Source organism: Cloacibacterium normanense (genome assembly GCF_003860565.1).
Classification (GTDB): domain Bacteria; phylum Bacteroidota; class Bacteroidia; order Flavobacteriales; family Weeksellaceae; genus Cloacibacterium; species Cloacibacterium normanense.
In genome coordinates this window covers 2,185,245-2,200,824 of the sequence record NZ_CP034157.1, presented here as the reverse complement: position 1 = coordinate 2,200,824, position 15,580 = coordinate 2,185,245, and the positions used below count along the sequence as shown (strand labels likewise).

The window sequence follows — 15,580 nt, the reverse complement described above, 5'->3', positions numbered from 1 at the left end:
TTTTATTGTGTTTTTAAGTGCAGATGAGCATGCAAATATCATGCTAAACTGTCTTATTTTAGATTTTCCTCAGAGATTTGAAGAACTTCTACTTGAGAATTTTCTAAAAATTCTAATCCTTCTGTATCTGAGTATTGGTCTATATAAACGAGCCTTTTGATGCCAGATTGTAATATAAGTTTGCTGCATTCTTTACACGGCGAAAGTGTAAGGTAAAGAGTAGCTCCTTTTGCAGACTGGGTGCTAGAAGCTAATTTTAAAATGGCATTTGCTTCTGCATGAAGCACGTACCAATGCGTTTTTCCGTCTTCGTCTTCACAACAATTTTCTGCACCAGAAGGAGTTCCGTTATATCCGTCAGAAATAATCATTCTGTCTTTTACAATGAGTGCTCCTACTTTTTTTCTTTCGCAGTAAGAAAGTTTTGCCCATTCTTTAGCCATTTTAAGATAGGCTAAGTCAAATTTATTGTGATTCATTTTAAAATTTTAAAATTAGCTTCTTACTCTTTCTAAGTTTTTAGAAATTAGGCTTTCTTTTTTCTAAAAATGCAGAAACGCCTTCTTTTTTATCTTCCATTTCGAATAATTTTCCGAAAGATTTGATTTCTAATTCATAACCCTCAGCAGAATCTGATGCATTCACCGCAGCAATTGCTTTAGAAATTCCTTGCGGTGAATTTTTAGAAATAAGGGTTGCTAATTCTTTAGTTTTTGATAATAATTCTTCTAAACTAAAAACTTCGTTTACCAAACCAATTTCTTTTGCTCTAGCCGCCGAAATCATTTTAGCAGAGAAAATCAATTCATTTGCAAGTCCTTTTCCTACTAATTTTGGTAGTCTTTGCGTGCCTCCATATCCTGGAATAAGACCTAAAGTAACTTCTGGCAAACCTAACTTTGCGTTTTCTGAAGCATATCTTATGTGACAAGCCATCGCAAGTTCTAAACCACCACCCAATGCAAATCCATTTACAGCGGCAATAACGGGTTTTCTTAAATTTTCGATTTTATTGAATAGTGAATTTTGTCCGTTTCTGGCTAATTCTTCTGCTTTGTCTTGACCGAAATCAGAAAATTCTTTAATGTCTGCTCCTGCTACAAATGATTTTTCGCCACTTCCTGTAATGATGATGACTCTGCAATTAGAATCTTGTTCTAGCTGAGATAAAGCTTCGCTCAATTCACTGATGGTAGCGCCATTTAAAGCGTTTAAACTCTGTGGTCTATTAATGGTAATTGTAGAAATCTGACCTTCGTTTTCTAAGAGAATATTTTGGAAATTCATGGTAGAGTAGTATTAATTTTACGATTTTAAGGATAAGTGCAAAATAACTAATTTTTGGCCTAAAATACAAAAAAGCCAAGCACTTATATGCTTGACTCTTTTAAGTTTGGTATAAGTTTGTTTTTATTTGGCGTGGTTCATAATTCCATCGTCTAGTTTTACTTGAAGTCCTGCCACAATTCTCATTCCCATTTCTACATTCGCTCTAAAGAAATGACACAATTGTCTGTTGATGATTTCATCTCTTTTCGGTCCGTCAATTTTTTTCATGTGACCAATGATGTTATTCACCAAATTGGTTCTGTCTTCTTGGTTCATCGCTTTGGTGTAGAGTAGGCCTGGCTGTGTATAATGGTCGTTATCATTTTCATTTCTATCGAAATGCGCTACACGATTGCTGTCTAGTTCCTCTTCAAATTTTTTGTAAGAAGGGTCTGGTTTTATTTCGTCAAAACTATTAGGATGGTAGTTCGGTGCGTCTTCATAGTCTCTAGAATCTGCCATAAATCCGTCTCTTTGATAATTATGAGTTGCAAAAGGACATCTGTTAACTTCTAGTTGATGTGCATTTACGCCCACTCTATATCTGTGAGCATCTGGATAAGAAAATAATCTTCCTTGAAGCATTTTATCAGGCGAAAAACTAATTCCATCAACCAAATTACTTGGCGAAAAAGTAGATTGTTCTACATGTGCAAAATAATTTTTTGGAATTTCATTGAGTTCCATTTCACCGACTTCAATCAGTGGAAATTCTGATTGAGGCCAAACTTTAGTAATGTCAAAAGGATTCCATTTAAATTCTCTAGATTCTTCTTCGGTCATTACTTGGATGTACATGGTCCATTTCGGGAAATCTCCATTTTCTATAGCATTGCAAAGATCTTCTTGTGCAAAATCTGGATTTTCTCCTGCCATTTGAGTTGCCTCTGCATCGGTGAAGTTTTTAATGCCTTGTTTAGTTTTTAGATGAAATTTCACCCAAATTCTCTCATTCTTATCGTTAATCATCGAAAAAGTATGAGAGCCAAAACCGTGCATGTGTCTGTAACCATAAGGAGTTCCTCTGTCGCTCATTAAAATCAAAACTTGATGTAAACTTTCTGGATTTAAGCTCCAAAAATCCCACATCATGGTATGAGATTTCAAGTTGGTTTTTGGGTGTCTTTTTTGAGTATGAATAAAATCTGGGAATTTTTTAGCGTCTTTGATGAAAAATACCGGTGTGTTATTTCCTACCAAATCCCAATTTCCATCTTCTGTATAAAATTTTAGTGCAAAACCTCTAGGATCTCTTGCTGTATCTGCGCTTCCTTTTTCTCCGCCTACAGTAGAAAATCTAGCAAACATTCTACATGTGTTTCCTACTTTAGAGAATAATTTGGCTCTGGTATATTTAGTAATATCGTGAGTTACGGTAAATTTTCCGTAAGCGCCTGTTCCTTTTGCGTGAACGATTCTTTCTGGAATTCTTTCTCTTACAAAATGCGCTAGATTCTCTTGTAGAATAAAATCTTGCAGCAAAACAGGTCCTCTTGCTCCAACCGTTTGAGAATCTTGATGTTCAAAATACGGTATTCCTGATGAATTGGTTAGCTTCTTACTCATGATGGTTGTTTTTTCTGGATAACAAAGTAACAAATAAAAATTAAATTTTAGAGCGAAAAATTTCAAGTCTAATTATATATAACATCAATTAAAAATTAGAATCCAACACATGACGTCTATCATGCAGAAATATTATTTTTTCTCGCATATCTTCTCTATATTTGTAATAGAATTTATAAATAAGTACCCTACATATGAATATTCAACAATTAGAATATCTTATCGCAGTAGATAAATATAAACACTTCGGAAAAGCTGCTCAAGCTTGTTTTATTACCCAACCTACTTTAAGTGCAATGATTCAGAAGTTTGAAGATGAGATGGAAGTAAAAATCTTTGATAGAACTACCCATCCTATTAGAACTACAGATATTGGTGCGCAAATCATAGATCAAGCAAAAGTAGTAGTAGATTCTGTAATGGAACTGAAAAACAAAGCAAGTATTTTAAACAATGTTCTTGCTGGGAGAATTAATTTAGGGATTATTCCTACCGTTTCAAGTTTTATTTTGCCAACAGAAATTTTTGATTTTCTTTCTAAAAACCCAAAAATTGAGTTGAATGTAAAAGAAATGACCACTGAAAACATTATTAAAGCACTGAAATCAGGAGAATTAGACGCGGGAATTATTTCTACACCTTATTCTGATGCAGAAGAGTTTTTCAGCGACTTTTTGTTCAATGAAGAGTTGATGGTGTATTCAGCGGATAAAATTGCGAATGATAATAAAGATGAATTCATCTTGCCAGAAGATGTAGATGTGAATAAAGTTTGGCTTTTAGAAGAAGGAAACTGCTTAAGAACACAATTCGAAAATATCTGCAACCTTAAAGAAAACTCTCTGAAGCCTAAAAATCTTGATTTCATGGCCTCTAACATTAATACTTTAGTGCAAATGGTAGATAAAGTAGGCGGTTTAACCGTTTTACCAGAATTAGCAGTATCACAGCTTCAGGAAAATCAAAAAGATAAAATTCACCGTTTCAAAAAGCCTTTCCCAAGTAGAGAAATCAGCATGATTTATTACAAACCTACTTACAAACAAAAAATTCTAGACGAATTGGTGAAATCTATTAAAACTTCACTAGAACCGAAGCTGAATTATACCCAATTCCCACAAGATTTTGTAAAAATAAAACCACAATAATTTTTGTCAAGAAGCTCTTCAAATTTTTGAGGAGCTTTTTTTCTAAGTATTTTGATATTAATAAAATACTCTGTAATTTTGCCCAACAAATTTTAGAGGAAAAATTTGGACTGATTGCAACCTCAATAAAAAATGCTAAAACAGATTTCTTCTTTTTAGTTCTCATAAGGTTTGCCTTCCATTTTTTTCTATTTTAATCCTTAAAAAGAAAATAATAATATGCCTTATTTATTTACATCTGAATCTGTTTCAGAAGGACATCCAGACAAAGTAGCAGACCAAATTTCTGATGCGCTTATTGATAATTTTTTAGCTCATGATAGAAATTCTAAGGTCGCTTGTGAAACTTTAGTCACTACAGGACAAGTTGTACTAGCAGGAGAAGTGAAATCAGAAGCTTATCTAGATGTACAGACCATCGCTAGAGAAGTCATCAATGGAATAGGTTATACCAAAGGTGAATATATGTTTAATGGTGATTCTTGTGGTGTAATTTCTGCAATTCACGAGCAATCTTCAGATATTAATCAAGGAGTTGATAGAAAATCTGGAGAATCTTTTGAAGAAAAAGCAAATGCTCAAGGAGCAGGAGACCAAGGAATGATGTTCGGTTATGCAACCAATGAAACCGAAAATTATATGCCACTTGCATTAGATTTAGCACATTCTATTTTAAGAGAACTTTCAGCAATCAGAAGGGAAGGAACAGAGATTAAATATCTTCGTCCAGACGCGAAGTCTCAAGTAACAATTGAATATTCAGATGATCATAAACCACAAAGAATAGACGCTATTGTAGTTTCTACACAGCATGATGATTTTGCAGAAGATGAAGAAATGTTAGCGAAAATTAGAAAAGATATCATCGAAATTCTAATGCCTAGAGTAATCGCTCAACAAAAGCCAGAAATCCAAGCATTGTTTAATGACCAAATTAAATACCACATTAACCCAACTGGAAAATTTGTAATTGGTGGACCTCACGGTGACACTGGTTTAACTGGTAGAAAAATTATCGTAGATACATACGGCGGAAAAGGAGCTCACGGTGGTGGTGCTTTTTCTGGAAAAGATCCATCAAAAGTAGACAGAAGTGCTGCTTATGCAACAAGACACATTGCTAAAAACTTAGTAGCTGCAGGAGTCGCAGATGAAGTTTTGGTTCAGGTTTCTTACGCAATTGGTGTAGCAGAACCTTGTGGTTTGTTTATTAATACTTACGGAACTTCTAAAGTAGGAGTCAATGATGGTGAATTAGCAAAAAAAGTTCAAGAATTATTTGATTTAAGACCTTACGCAATTGAGCATAACTTGAAGTTGAGAAATCCAATCTATCAAGAAACTGCAGCTTACGGACACATGGGAAGAGATTACTACGTAGGAAGCAAGACTTTCAATAAAGGTCAAAAAAATGAAATTACACTCGATAATCTAGAATTCTTTACTTGGGAAAAGCTAGACAGAGTAGAAGATATTAAGAAAGCCTTCAACTTATAATCAATAAACCGTTCAGAAATGAACGGTTTTCTTATTTTTACAAAAATTTTCAGAATGAAAGCTCTTAAACATATATTTTTCTTCGGTATTTTCTTCATTGGATTTCGTGCGCAATCGCAGGTTACGGTTCATCCTATGGTTTTTGCAGGTTACGAATATCAAAACTCAAACTTTGGAGAAGTTGGAGCAAGATTCATTTTTCTAAAGAACGATAATGTTCTTTACAGAGTTTCTGGTTCTGCTTTGATGGGAAAAGTAAACGGTGAATTTGCGATTTTGCCTAAGTTTCAAGGAGATATTTTATTGAACTTCGAAAAAAACGTAGATATACAGCATTCTTATTATTTTCTTGCAGGTACAGAAATTACGCCTCAATTTGTTGCACCAAAAGCAGGAATCTCCCTTTTCGGAATTATAGATTTTACTGGTGGTTACGCATTTAAGCTAGGAAATAGCCAGTTGAATGATAGAGTAATGGAAGGACTTAATTTAAATTTCACGGTTAATATTCCGTTAGTTGTTTTCAGTAAATCAAAGAAAAATAAATAATCAAATAACGATTTTTTTGAAAAATTATTTTGAATATTTAACATTTTTTATAAATTTGTCATACAAAACGTAAATCGAATCGCCTATTGAGCAAACTTTACTTCATTTAATAAACTGTAAAAACCAGAAATAGCTAGCTTTTGTTAGTCTGTTTCATAATAATGAAGTTAAAGTTATGGAAACACATACTGATAGTTTGCTGATTTCGAGATATCAAAAAGGCGACGAAAACGCACTTTCTATTCTTATTTCAAGACACCAAAAAGAACTTTTCTCTTTTATTTTCTATAAATTGATGGATGAAGAACTCGCTAATGATGTTTTTCAAGATACCTTCATGAAAATCATTGTTTCCCTAAAAGAAGGAAGATATAATGATGATGGTAAATTTATTCTTTGGGCAAAAAGAATTTCGCACAATCTTATTATAGACCATTATCGACTTAAATCTAAGCACATAAAAGTTTCTGAAACAACTTATGAAAACGAAGAGTTTTCTATTTTTGATTTGCTTAAAGAAACAGAGGAAAACATAGAAGAAAGGTTAATTACAAATCAAATTTATGATGACCTGATGAAAATGCTCGTTTTCTTACCCGAAAACCAACAAGAAGTCATCAAATTAAGATTTTTTGATGGATTAAGTTTCAAAGAAATTGCAGAGCAAACCAATACGAGTATCAATACTACGCTAGGTAGAGTGCGTTATGCACTGATTAACATGAGGAAAATTATGGAAGAAAATCAAATAATTTTAACGAGGTAATACAATAAAGCTAAAAAGGTTTCGTTTTGATTAAAAATACAAACTTTTTTAGCCTATGAAAAATAATTACTCTCTTAAAACACCTGTTTTGAATCCTAAAAAATCAACAGTAAATTTTTTATTAAATTATTCTAAAAGTATAGCAGTTTTAACTTCAAATGAAAAGAAATTTATCATTTCTAAAAATTAAATAAACCGCTTATTTTACTTAAATTTGTGCCCTATGAAAAACATAAGGCACATTTTTTTTGACCTCGATAATACACTTTGGGATCACCGCAAAAATGCAGTTCTTACCTTAGAAGAATTGTTCCAAAGAAAAGAAATTTCAGAAAAATACAACATCCTTTTTCACGAATTTCATGCTAAATATGATGAAATCAATGAAGATTTATGGGTGAAAATTAGAGACGGAATAATAGATAAAGATTTCCTAAGAAAACATAGATTTTATGATACTTTTCTACATTTCGGAATAGATGACGAACAGTTAGCGCAATATTTTGAAAAGCATTTCTTAGACGAAATCATCAATTTCAATGAATTGATTCCGCAAACTATTGAAGTTTTAGAATATTTAAAAGAGAAAGGTTATCAACTTCACGTAGTTTCTAACGGTTTCCATGAAGTGACGAACAGAAAAGTAGAAAAATCTGGACTTAAAAAATATTTTGAAACGGTAACGAGCGCTGAAGATGCTCATGCCATGAAACCAGATGAAAGAATTTTCGAATATTCCTTGAATTTAGCCAATGCAGAGAAATCTGAGTCAATATTTATTGGCGATGATTGGGTGGCAGATGTAAAAGGAGCTCAGAATTTTGGTTTAGATATTATTTTCTTTGATGCGCTAAAAGAAGATAAATCTGAGGAAGGTCTGAAAACCATTCAAAATTTGGAGGAAATTAAAAACTATTTATAAAACAAAAACCTTTCAGACTTCTGAAAGGTTTTTTAATTTATGATTCATTAGAAATTACATTCCTAAGCTTAATCTTACTCTTTTTAAAGTTTCTGCGGCAATTTTTCTGGTTTTTTCTGCGCCTTCTTGCAATTTAGCGTCCAATTCAGAAAGATTGTTCATGTAATAATCGAATTTCTCTCTTTCCGTTTTGAAATTTTCTAGAATTAGATTGAGTAATTCTGTTTTAGCATGACCATAACCGTAATTTCCTGCCAAATATTTAGCACGCATTTCTGCGATTTGCGTTTCATTTGTGAGTAAAGAATAAATGGCAAAAACTTTACAAGTGTCAGGGTTTTTCGGCTCTTCTAGAGGAGTAGAATCCGTTTCGATAGCCATCACTTGTTTTTTTAATTGCTTTTCTGGAAGGAAAATATTGATGATATTTCCTCTAGATTTAGACATTTTATGTCCGTCAATTCCCGGAACGTATTTCGTGTTTTCTTGCAATTCAGCTTGTGGAAGTACGAAAATTTCTCCCATTTGATTGTTGAATCTCGCACCTACATCTCTCGCCATTTCCAAATGCTGTAACTGGTCTTTTCCTACAGGAACGATTTCTGCGTCATACAATAAAATATCTGCCGCCATCAACATAGGATAGGTGAAAAGTCCTGCATTTACATCTTCTAAACGGTCTGCTTTATCTTTGAAAGAATGCGCTAATTGCAATCTGGAAAAAGGAAAAAAGCAAGATAAATACCAAGAAAGTTCACAAACTTCAGGAATATCACTTTGTCTATAGAAATAAGTTTTTTCGGTGTCTAAACCACAAGCTAACCACGCTGCTGCGATTTCGTAAGTGTTTTGTCTAAGTTCTTCTGCATTTTTAATCTGCGTTAAAGAGTGCATGTTTGCGATAAACAAAAACGATTCGTTTTCAGATTTTTTAGATAATTCTATAGCAGGAATGATGGCTCCCAAAAGATTTCCTAAATGTGGAGTTCCTGTTGCTTGTATTCCGGTTAAAATTCTTGACATTTTTCTATGATTGATAAATGATGATTGATAAATGATTACTTTGTCAAAGTTTTTGTGAAGCAAAGGAATCTTTGACAAAGTTTTGCAAAAATACGGAAAAGAAATGGTTTTCCAGCTTAGAAAATCATTACATTCTTTCTAAAGATTTTTGGTGTTTTGGCTTTTTACGGAAAGCTAGTTTAAGAAAAATTATTGTTCTGGCAATATATTTGCACATGTTGATTTTTAAAATCATTAACAAGTATTTACTTAATTAAACAAAAAAGATGGCAAGAAATTTGCAAATTTAAAAACAAGTTGTAAATTTGTAAATATAATAGTGCTCTTGGCAAAGTATTCTCATTTTCAAACATATAGCGAGAATGCCTACCCTAGAGCTTTTTTTATAGTTTAATTTATGAAAAAGAAAACAGCAATTTTAGTAGATGGTGGATTTTTTATTAAAAGATACAGAAGTATTATTAGAGCCACGAGTTTAGACCCTATTAGAACCGCGAATGATTTATGGACAATGTGTATAAAACATTTAGAGCAAGCAAAAAGTGAGAAGTATGATTTATATAGAATATTTTATTATGATTGTTTGCCATATGATAAAAAACAACACAATCCTGTTACTGGAAAAGCTTTAGACTTCTCTAAGACTGACCAATATAAATTTCAAGTCGCTTTTTTTGAAGAACTTAGAAAAAAAAGGAAAGTAGCTTTAAGATTAGGTGTTTTAGAAGATAAAAATAAGTGGATAATTAAGCCATCTAAAACTAAAGACCTTTTGAATGGAAAAATTGTAATAAGTGACTTAACTGAAAACGATGTTCAATTTGATTTTACTCAAAAGATGGTTGATATGAAAATCGGATTGGACATTGCATCAATTACATTAAAAAAACAAGTTGATCAAATTATCTTAATAGCTGGGGATAGTGATTTTGTTCCTGCAGCTAAATTAGCAAGACGAGAGGGGATTGATTTTTTACTTGATCCGATGTGGAATCCAATCAAACCACATCTTTTTGAACATATTGATGGATTACATTCAACATTTAAACAGTATAAATCAACAAAAAAATAATTATAATATTCGGGGTAAAAAATAAATTGTTAATTTAGATTTTCAAGAAATCTCCACTTTCTCCCCACCAAATTTAGGTTCTACTCCTAAAAGAAAATCTACAAAAACTTTAGCTCTGGCAAAATATTCTCTTACTTTAGTTTTAAAACCGAAGTATTTATTCACATCTTTTGCATTAAAACCATAGGCTTCAATTCCGTATTTTCTAGCAAGAAAGATTGCTCTTTCGTTGTGGAATTTCTGTGAAATGATGATGAAAGAATTTTGTCCGAAAATTTCTTTAGCTCTCACTACAGAATCCAAAGTTCTAAAACCTGCGAAATCCAGCACGATTTTATCAGCTGGGATTCCTCTTTTTATCAATTCAGCTTGCATATCTTCTGGTTCGCTGTAATTTTTTGTAGAATTATCTCCGCTAATCAAAATATATTGTATTTTTCCCGATTTATAGAGTTGTTCGGTGGCATCTATTCTGTTGAAAAAATAGAGATTTTTACATCCATTTTTTAAAAATTTGCCAGTTCCGAGCAGTAAGCCCACTTTTTCGTTGGGTAGTTTTTGAATATCATAAGTAACTAAATCCTTGGTTTCAGATTCTATTTTTATAATTTGCCCAAAAGATAAAAAGGACTGAGATTCCGAAGAAAATCAGACCAAAATATATTATTTTTTTTAATGTTTTCAATCTTTACAGTTCAAATCCATTAGGAAAAGCTTTCCTTTTGAAAATAAGTAAGAAAATAGCACCAATGGTGATGGCAGAATCGGCTACATTAAAAATGTAACTGAAAAATTCAAAATGCTTTCCAAAAAGATTAAATGAGAACATCGGAAAATGAAACATGTCTACTACACAACCTTTCATGAAATGTGAATAGCCTTTCCCGAATTCTGTAAATTGAGAAATCCCGTCATAACCAATCCATCTATCAATCGTTGAGTCATAAACCATTCCAGAATCGAAAATTAATCCATAGAACATTCCGTCAATCAAGTTTCCGATGGCTCCTGCAAAAATCATAGACATCGGAATCAATAAATAATTAGAAGCGCCTTCTTTGAGCCATTTTCTAAAAAGATAAATCATTCCTCCAATTAAGAAAATTCTGATGATGACAAGTGCATATTTACCAAGTAAGCCGCCGAATTGTAAACCATAAGCCATTCCAGGGTTTTCTACGAAAGTGAATCTCCACCAATCTTGCCCGAAAACTTCTATGCTTTCATTGAGATTAAAATGAGTTTTTACGTAAATTTTAGACAATTGGTCGATTAATAAAACGATAAAAGTAACAAGTACGATTTTTTTCATTATAATCCTGATTTTGGTTTTTCTTTAAAGTTTTTAGTGGTTTTTACCGCTTTTTTGGCTGAAATTTTTTTTTCTACAAAAGGGTTTGTTTTATTATTTCTGGTGTGAAATTTTTCATATTTAATCCCCATTTCTTTCATTACACTTTTCAGTGCATTGAGTTCCATTTGGTTTTTTAGGTGAACGATAAGTGATTCCATTTTAGGTTTATTTAAAAGCGTTATGATTTTACAAATTGATAACGCTTATTCATTTATTTTTTAGATAATTCTTCTAATCTTTTTCGGTCTTTTTCGCTTAAATCTGCAATTCCGTTTTTGCCCATTTTGCTTAAGAGTTGGTCTATTTCTTTTTCTCTTTCGCGTTTGGCAGCATTATATTTATCATCTATGGTGTAGTTTTTAGTTTGGTCAGGATTTATTTTTTCTTTGATGTCTTTTCTGAAGAAAAAAATAAAAATGACTGCAATGGCAAGCACTAGAAATAAAAGTTCCATAGTTGATGGTATAAAAATATAAAATGCACAAAGTACAATGAATCTTTTTCAAAATACATTATACATTGCACATTATAAGTTGTACAAAGTACAAATTTATCTTTGCATATTTTTCGCTTCAATGCTTAATGTAGCATGAGGAACCGCCATTAATCTTTCTTTTGGGATTAATTTACCAGTCACTCTACAAACGCCGTAAGTTTTGTTTTCAATTCTTATTAAAGCGTGTTTTAGGTCACGAATGAATTTTTCTTGTCTTCCAGCCAAAATAGAATTTTGCTCTTTGCTTAGCGTTTCTGCTCCTTCTTCGAAAGCTTTGAAGGTAGGAGAAGTGTCATCTGTGCCATTATTTTGGTCATTGATGAAACTTTCGTTAATAAGGGCTAAATCTTTTTCAGCCTTTGCTATTTTGTCTTGTATGATTTTCTTAAATTCTTGTAACTCAGCGTCACTATATCTTACTCTTTCTTCTGCCATCTTTGTTATATTTTTTCAATATTAACATTAAATTTAACTTCGTCAATTTCGATTTCTTCAAAATTTGCGAGTGAAATTACAAATTCTATTTTATCTGACAATACTTCTGTACAAATATATTGTTCATTGTTAGTAAGTTCTTTTCTAAACGGACAGTTTTCTTCTAAACTGATTGAAATTCTGTCTGTTAGGTCGAAATCCTTGTCTTTTCTTAAATTCTGAACTCTATTGATGAATTCTCTCGCAATTCCTTCAGATTTTAATTCATCTGTAATGGTTAAATCAAGCGCTACCGTTGTTTTTCCTTCGCTAGCAACCGTCCAACCTGGGATATCTTTTGTAGAAATTTCTACATCTTCTAAACCGATTTCGTAACCTGCGATGGTCATTTTTCCTTCTTTTTCAATGGTGGAAATTTGCTCTGAAGTCATATTAGTAATTTCACCAGCAACCGTTTTCATATCTTTTCCTAGTCTTTGACCTAAAGATTTGAAATTCGGCTTAATTTGTTTTACAATTAAATGACTTGCTTCTTCTGCATTAATTAATTGCAATTCTTTTACGTTTACTTCTTGTTTGATGAGTTCCGAAACCGCTAAAATTTGCTCTTCGGTTTTCTTGTCTAGAATAGGAATCATCACTTTTTGAAGTGGTTGACGAACTTTCACGTTTTCTTTCTTTCTCAAAGAGAATACCATAGAAGTGATGGTTTGAGCCAAATGCGTTTTTTCTACTAAATTTTGGTCGATTAAGCTTTCATCAACTTTCGGGAAATCGGTTAAGTGAACAGATTCTGCTGCATCTTTTCCTGTAACAGCGTTCAAATCTTGGTACAATTGATCCATAAAGAACGGAGCAATTGGAGCTGAAATTTTCGCGACAGTTTCTAAACAAGTGTATAAAGTTTGGTAAGCCGAAATTTTGTCTTCGCTGTAATCACCTTTCCAGAAACGTCTTCTACACAATCTTACATACCAGTTGCTTAAATTATCATTTACGAAATTGTTAATCGCTCTTGCTACTTTCGTTGGTTCGTAGTCTTCATAGAATTCGGTAACATCTTTCACCAATAAATTGAGTTCAGAAAGAATCCATCTGTCAATTTCTGGTCTGTTTTCAACTTCTTCTTCAGAATAATTGAAACCATCAACATTCGCGTACAAACTAAAGAAAGAATACGTGTTATAAAGCGTTCCAAAGAATTTTCTACGAACTTCATCTATTCCTTCTAAGTCAAATTTTAAATTTTCCCAAGGATTGGCGTTAGAAATCATATACCAACGCGTTGCATCGGGACCGTATTTTTGTAAAGTTTCAAAAGGATCAATTGCATTTCCGAGACGTTTAGACATTTTTTGTCCGTTTTTGTCAAGAACTAAACCGTTAGACATTACATTTTTATAAGCAATAGAATCAAAAACCGTAGTTCCAATGGCGTGAAGTGTATAGAACCAACCTCTAGTTTGGTCAACTCCTTCTGCAATAAAATCTGCCGGAAAAGCTTTTCCGCTGTCGATTAATTCTTTATTTTCAAAAGGATAATGCAATTGTGCATAAGGCATAGAACCAGAGTCAAACCAAACATCAATCAAATCAGATTCACGTTTCATTGGTTTTCCGCTGTCTGAAACTAAAGTGATGGCATCAACAATATTTTTGTGTAAATCTATTTTTGCATAATTTTCAGCAGACATATTTCCTACTTCAAAATCTTTGAAAGGATTTTCCGTCATAAAACCTGCTTCAATTGATTTTTGAATTTCATTCACCAATTCTTCTACAGAACCAATAACTTTTTGCTCTTTCAAATCTTCGCTTCTCCAGATTGGCAAAGGAATTCCCCAATATCTTGAACGAGAAAGATTCCAATCGTTTACATTTTCTAACCAGTTGGCAAATCTTCCTTCACCTGTAGATTTTGGTTTCCAATTGATGGTTTCATTGAGTTCTACCAAACGATTTCTCACGGAAGTCATTTTTACAAACCAAGAATCCAAAGGATAATACAATACTGGCTTATCAGTTCTCCAACAATGCGGATAACTGTGAACATATTTTTCAACTTTGAAGGCTTTGTTTTCGGTTTTTAACAAAATCGCGAGTTCTACATCCCAAGATTTTTCAGGAGCGGTTCCTTCATCGTAATATTCGTTTTTAATATATTTTCCACTGAAAAGTTCAGGAACGTTTTCGCCTTTCAAAAATCTTCCGGTTAAGTCAACCAATGGAACCAAATTATCATTTTCATCTTTTACCAACATTGGCGGAATTCCGTTTTCCTGAGCAACTCTATTATCATCAGCCCCGAAAGTTGGCGCAATGTGAACAATTCCCGTTCCGTCTTCCGTAGTTACAAAATCTCCGATGATTACTCTAAATGCTTTTTCAGGATTTTCTGCGGGTAAAAACCAAGGAATTAATTGTTCGTAAGTGGTTCCAGCCAAATCTTCCCCTGTAAATTCTGCTAAAACTTGGTAAGGAATGGTTTTACTTTCAGCGGTGTAATTGGCAAAATCTTCATCTGTTCCTTCAACAAATTTTTTTCCGAATTGTTTTTCCAATAACGGTCGAGCCAAAATAATATTAATCGGCTCAAAAGTATATTGATTGAAGGTTTTTACCAAAACATATTCTATATCTCTACCAACTGCAAGAGCGGTGTTAGAAGGCAATGTCCAAGGAGTAGTCGTCCAAGCCAAAATACTTAGATTTGAGATTTGAGATTCGAGATTTGAGATTTTTTCTGATGCTTTTTCTGAAAGTTGTTTTACTGAAAACTGCGCGACAACCGTAGTGTCAGAAACATCTCTGTACGTTCCTGGTTGGTTCAGTTCGTGAGAAGAAAGTCCAGTTCCTGCTTTTGGAGAATACGGCTGAATGGTGTAACCTTTGTACAATAAATCTTTGTTGTACAATTGTTTGAGCAACCACCAAACTGTTTCCATGTATTTTGGTTCGTAGGTGATGTAAGGATTGTCTAAATCTACCCAATATCCAATTTTTTCCGTAAGGTCATTCCAAACGTCTGTATAACGCATTACAGCATTTCTACACGCTTGGTTGTATTCTTCTACGGTAATTTTTTTACCGATGTCTTCTTTGGTAATCCCGAGTTCTTTTTCTACGCCTAATTCTACAGGTAAACCATGCGTGTCCCAACCAGCTTTACGGAAAACTTGTTTTCCGTTTTGCGTTTGGTAACGGCAAAAAATATCTTTCAACGCTCTTGCCATTACGTGGTGAATTCCCGGCATTCCGTTTGCAGAAGGCGGTCCTTCGTAAAAAACGTATTCAGGTTTTCCCTCGCGTGTTTCTACGGATTTTTTAAAAGTTTGATTGGCTTTCCAAAAATTGGCAACGTTATCTGCTACAGCATTTAGGTTAAGTTGCTTGTATTCTGTGAACTTCTTCATTATATCTCGG

At 33.0% G+C, this 15,580-nt stretch carries 16 protein-coding genes and 1 pseudogene; 7 read left to right on the top strand and 10 right to left on the bottom strand.

From position 1 onward, the window contains the following. Positions 1-53: 53 nt before the first annotated feature. From EB819_RS10040 to EB819_RS10030, 3 genes are all read right to left on the bottom strand, one after another. Complete coding sequence (locus EB819_RS10040) at positions 54-479, bottom strand: deoxycytidylate deaminase (protein ID WP_069800257.1); 426 nt, start codon at positions 477-479, stop codon at positions 54-56. Between the two features lie 40 nt (positions 480-519). Then, entirely contained in the window at positions 520-1,287 is a 768-nt protein-coding gene (locus EB819_RS10035; RefSeq protein ID WP_069800255.1) for an enoyl-CoA hydratase-related protein, read from the bottom strand. A gap of 123 nt (positions 1,288-1,410) precedes the next feature. After that, complete coding sequence (locus tag EB819_RS10030; RefSeq protein WP_221403291.1) at positions 1,411-2,895, bottom strand: catalase; 1,485 nt, start codon at positions 2,893-2,895, stop codon at positions 1,411-1,413. A 194-nt stretch (positions 2,896-3,089) separates the two neighbouring features. On the opposite strand from EB819_RS10030, the gene EB819_RS10025 reads away from it, so the two are divergent. From EB819_RS10025 to EB819_RS10005, 6 genes are all read left to right on the top strand, one after another. Continuing rightward, entirely contained in the window at positions 3,090-4,043 is a 954-nt protein-coding gene (locus tag EB819_RS10025) for a hydrogen peroxide-inducible genes activator (protein WP_069800253.1), read from the top strand. 219 nt (positions 4,044-4,262) lie between these two features. Beyond that, positions 4,263-5,540: a methionine adenosyltransferase gene (gene metK / locus EB819_RS10020; RefSeq protein ID WP_069800251.1), complete on the top strand. Its 1,278-nt coding sequence runs from the start codon at positions 4,263-4,265 to the stop codon at positions 5,538-5,540. Positions 5,541-5,594: 54 nt separating this feature from the next. Then, positions 5,595-6,089 carry a hypothetical protein gene (locus EB819_RS10015; protein WP_069800496.1) on the top strand — a complete coding sequence of 165 codons (495 nt, stop codon included), beginning with the start codon at positions 5,595-5,597 and terminating at the stop codon, positions 6,087-6,089. A gap of 175 nt (positions 6,090-6,264) precedes the next feature. Further along, positions 6,265-6,855 (top strand): RNA polymerase sigma factor, encoded by a 591-nt coding sequence (locus tag EB819_RS10010; protein ID WP_069800249.1) that lies wholly within the window; start codon positions 6,265-6,267, stop codon positions 6,853-6,855. Between the two features lie 55 nt (positions 6,856-6,910). Further along, a complete protein-coding gene (locus EB819_RS12940) occupies positions 6,911-7,045 on the top strand; it encodes a hypothetical protein (protein WP_260199818.1) in 135 nt (44 codons plus the stop codon). A gap of 33 nt (positions 7,046-7,078) precedes the next feature. Further along, positions 7,079-7,777 carry a YjjG family noncanonical pyrimidine nucleotidase gene (locus tag EB819_RS10005; protein ID WP_069800247.1) on the top strand — a complete coding sequence of 233 codons (699 nt, stop codon included), beginning with the start codon at positions 7,079-7,081 and terminating at the stop codon, positions 7,775-7,777. Positions 7,778-7,831: 54 nt separating this feature from the next. On the opposite strand, the gene trpS is transcribed toward EB819_RS10005, so the two are convergent. Continuing rightward, complete coding sequence (gene trpS, locus EB819_RS10000) at positions 7,832-8,800, bottom strand: tryptophan--tRNA ligase (protein WP_069800494.1); 969 nt, start codon at positions 8,798-8,800, stop codon at positions 7,832-7,834. 397 nt (positions 8,801-9,197) lie between these two features. On the opposite strand from trpS, the gene EB819_RS09995 reads away from it, so the two are divergent. Continuing rightward, entirely contained in the window at positions 9,198-9,872 is a 675-nt protein-coding gene (locus EB819_RS09995) for an NYN domain-containing protein (RefSeq protein ID WP_069800245.1), read from the top strand. A gap of 42 nt (positions 9,873-9,914) precedes the next feature. Here the strand turns inward: EB819_RS09995 and EB819_RS09990 are convergent. From EB819_RS09990 to ileS, 6 genes and pseudogenes are all read right to left on the bottom strand, one after another. Continuing rightward, a pseudogene (locus tag EB819_RS09990) lies at positions 9,915-10,557 on the bottom strand (SanA/YdcF family protein). 3 nt (positions 10,558-10,560) lie between these two features. Next, the gene (locus tag EB819_RS09985; protein WP_069800243.1) at positions 10,561-11,184 is read right to left on the bottom strand and encodes a lipoprotein signal peptidase; all 624 of its coding nucleotides are present in this window, start codon (positions 11,182-11,184) and stop codon (positions 10,561-10,563) included. Then, on the bottom strand, positions 11,184-11,384 hold the full coding sequence (locus tag EB819_RS09980) for a DUF2683 family protein (protein WP_069800241.1): 201 nt from the start codon (positions 11,382-11,384) through the stop codon (positions 11,184-11,186). The genes EB819_RS09985 and EB819_RS09980 overlap by 1 nt, the downstream gene beginning before the upstream one ends. A gap of 53 nt (positions 11,385-11,437) precedes the next feature. After that, positions 11,438-11,680 carry a DUF6576 domain-containing protein gene (locus EB819_RS09975; protein ID WP_069800239.1) on the bottom strand — a complete coding sequence of 81 codons (243 nt, stop codon included), beginning with the start codon at positions 11,678-11,680 and terminating at the stop codon, positions 11,438-11,440. 96 nt (positions 11,681-11,776) lie between these two features. Further along, entirely contained in the window at positions 11,777-12,157 is a 381-nt protein-coding gene (locus EB819_RS09970) for a TraR/DksA family transcriptional regulator (RefSeq protein ID WP_069800237.1), read from the bottom strand. 5 nt (positions 12,158-12,162) lie between these two features. Further along, a complete protein-coding gene (ileS, locus tag EB819_RS09965) occupies positions 12,163-15,570 on the bottom strand; it encodes an isoleucine--tRNA ligase (protein ID WP_069800236.1) in 3,408 nt (1,135 codons plus the stop codon). Positions 15,571-15,580: the final 10 nt, after the last annotated feature.

Bases quoted from the DNA above. Each gene is read 5' to 3' on its own strand.
- EB819_RS10040 (WP_069800257.1), bottom strand. From the start codon at position 479: ATGAATCACAATAAATTTGACTTAGCCTATCTTAAAATGGCTAAAGAA.
- EB819_RS10035 (WP_069800255.1), bottom strand. From the start codon at position 1,287: ATGAATTTCCAAAATATTCTCTTAGAAAACGAAGGTCAGATTTCTACA.
- EB819_RS10030 (WP_221403291.1), bottom strand. From the start codon at position 2,895: ATGAGTAAGAAGCTAACCAATTCATCAGGAATACCGTATTTTGAACAT.
- EB819_RS10025 (WP_069800253.1), top strand. From the start codon at position 3,090: ATGAATATTCAACAATTAGAATATCTTATCGCAGTAGATAAATATAAA.
- metK (WP_069800251.1), top strand. From the start codon at position 4,263: ATGCCTTATTTATTTACATCTGAATCTGTTTCAGAAGGACATCCAGAC.
- EB819_RS10015 (WP_069800496.1), top strand. From the start codon at position 5,595: ATGAAAGCTCTTAAACATATATTTTTCTTCGGTATTTTCTTCATTGGA.
- EB819_RS10010 (WP_069800249.1), top strand. From the start codon at position 6,265: ATGGAAACACATACTGATAGTTTGCTGATTTCGAGATATCAAAAAGGC.
- EB819_RS12940 (WP_260199818.1), top strand. From the start codon at position 6,911: ATGAAAAATAATTACTCTCTTAAAACACCTGTTTTGAATCCTAAAAAA.
- EB819_RS10005 (WP_069800247.1), top strand. From the start codon at position 7,079: ATGAAAAACATAAGGCACATTTTTTTTGACCTCGATAATACACTTTGG.
- trpS (WP_069800494.1), bottom strand. From the start codon at position 8,800: ATGTCAAGAATTTTAACCGGAATACAAGCAACAGGAACTCCACATTTA.
- EB819_RS09995 (WP_069800245.1), top strand. From the start codon at position 9,198: ATGAAAAAGAAAACAGCAATTTTAGTAGATGGTGGATTTTTTATTAAA.
- EB819_RS09985 (WP_069800243.1), bottom strand. From the start codon at position 11,184: ATGAAAAAAATCGTACTTGTTACTTTTATCGTTTTATTAATCGACCAA.
- EB819_RS09980 (WP_069800241.1), bottom strand. From the start codon at position 11,384: ATGGAATCACTTATCGTTCACCTAAAAAACCAAATGGAACTCAATGCA.
- EB819_RS09975 (WP_069800239.1), bottom strand. From the start codon at position 11,680: ATGGAACTTTTATTTCTAGTGCTTGCCATTGCAGTCATTTTTATTTTT.
- EB819_RS09970 (WP_069800237.1), bottom strand. From the start codon at position 12,157: ATGGCAGAAGAAAGAGTAAGATATAGTGACGCTGAGTTACAAGAATTT.
- ileS (WP_069800236.1), bottom strand. From the start codon at position 15,570: ATGAAGAAGTTCACAGAATACAAGCAACTTAACCTAAATGCTGTAGCA.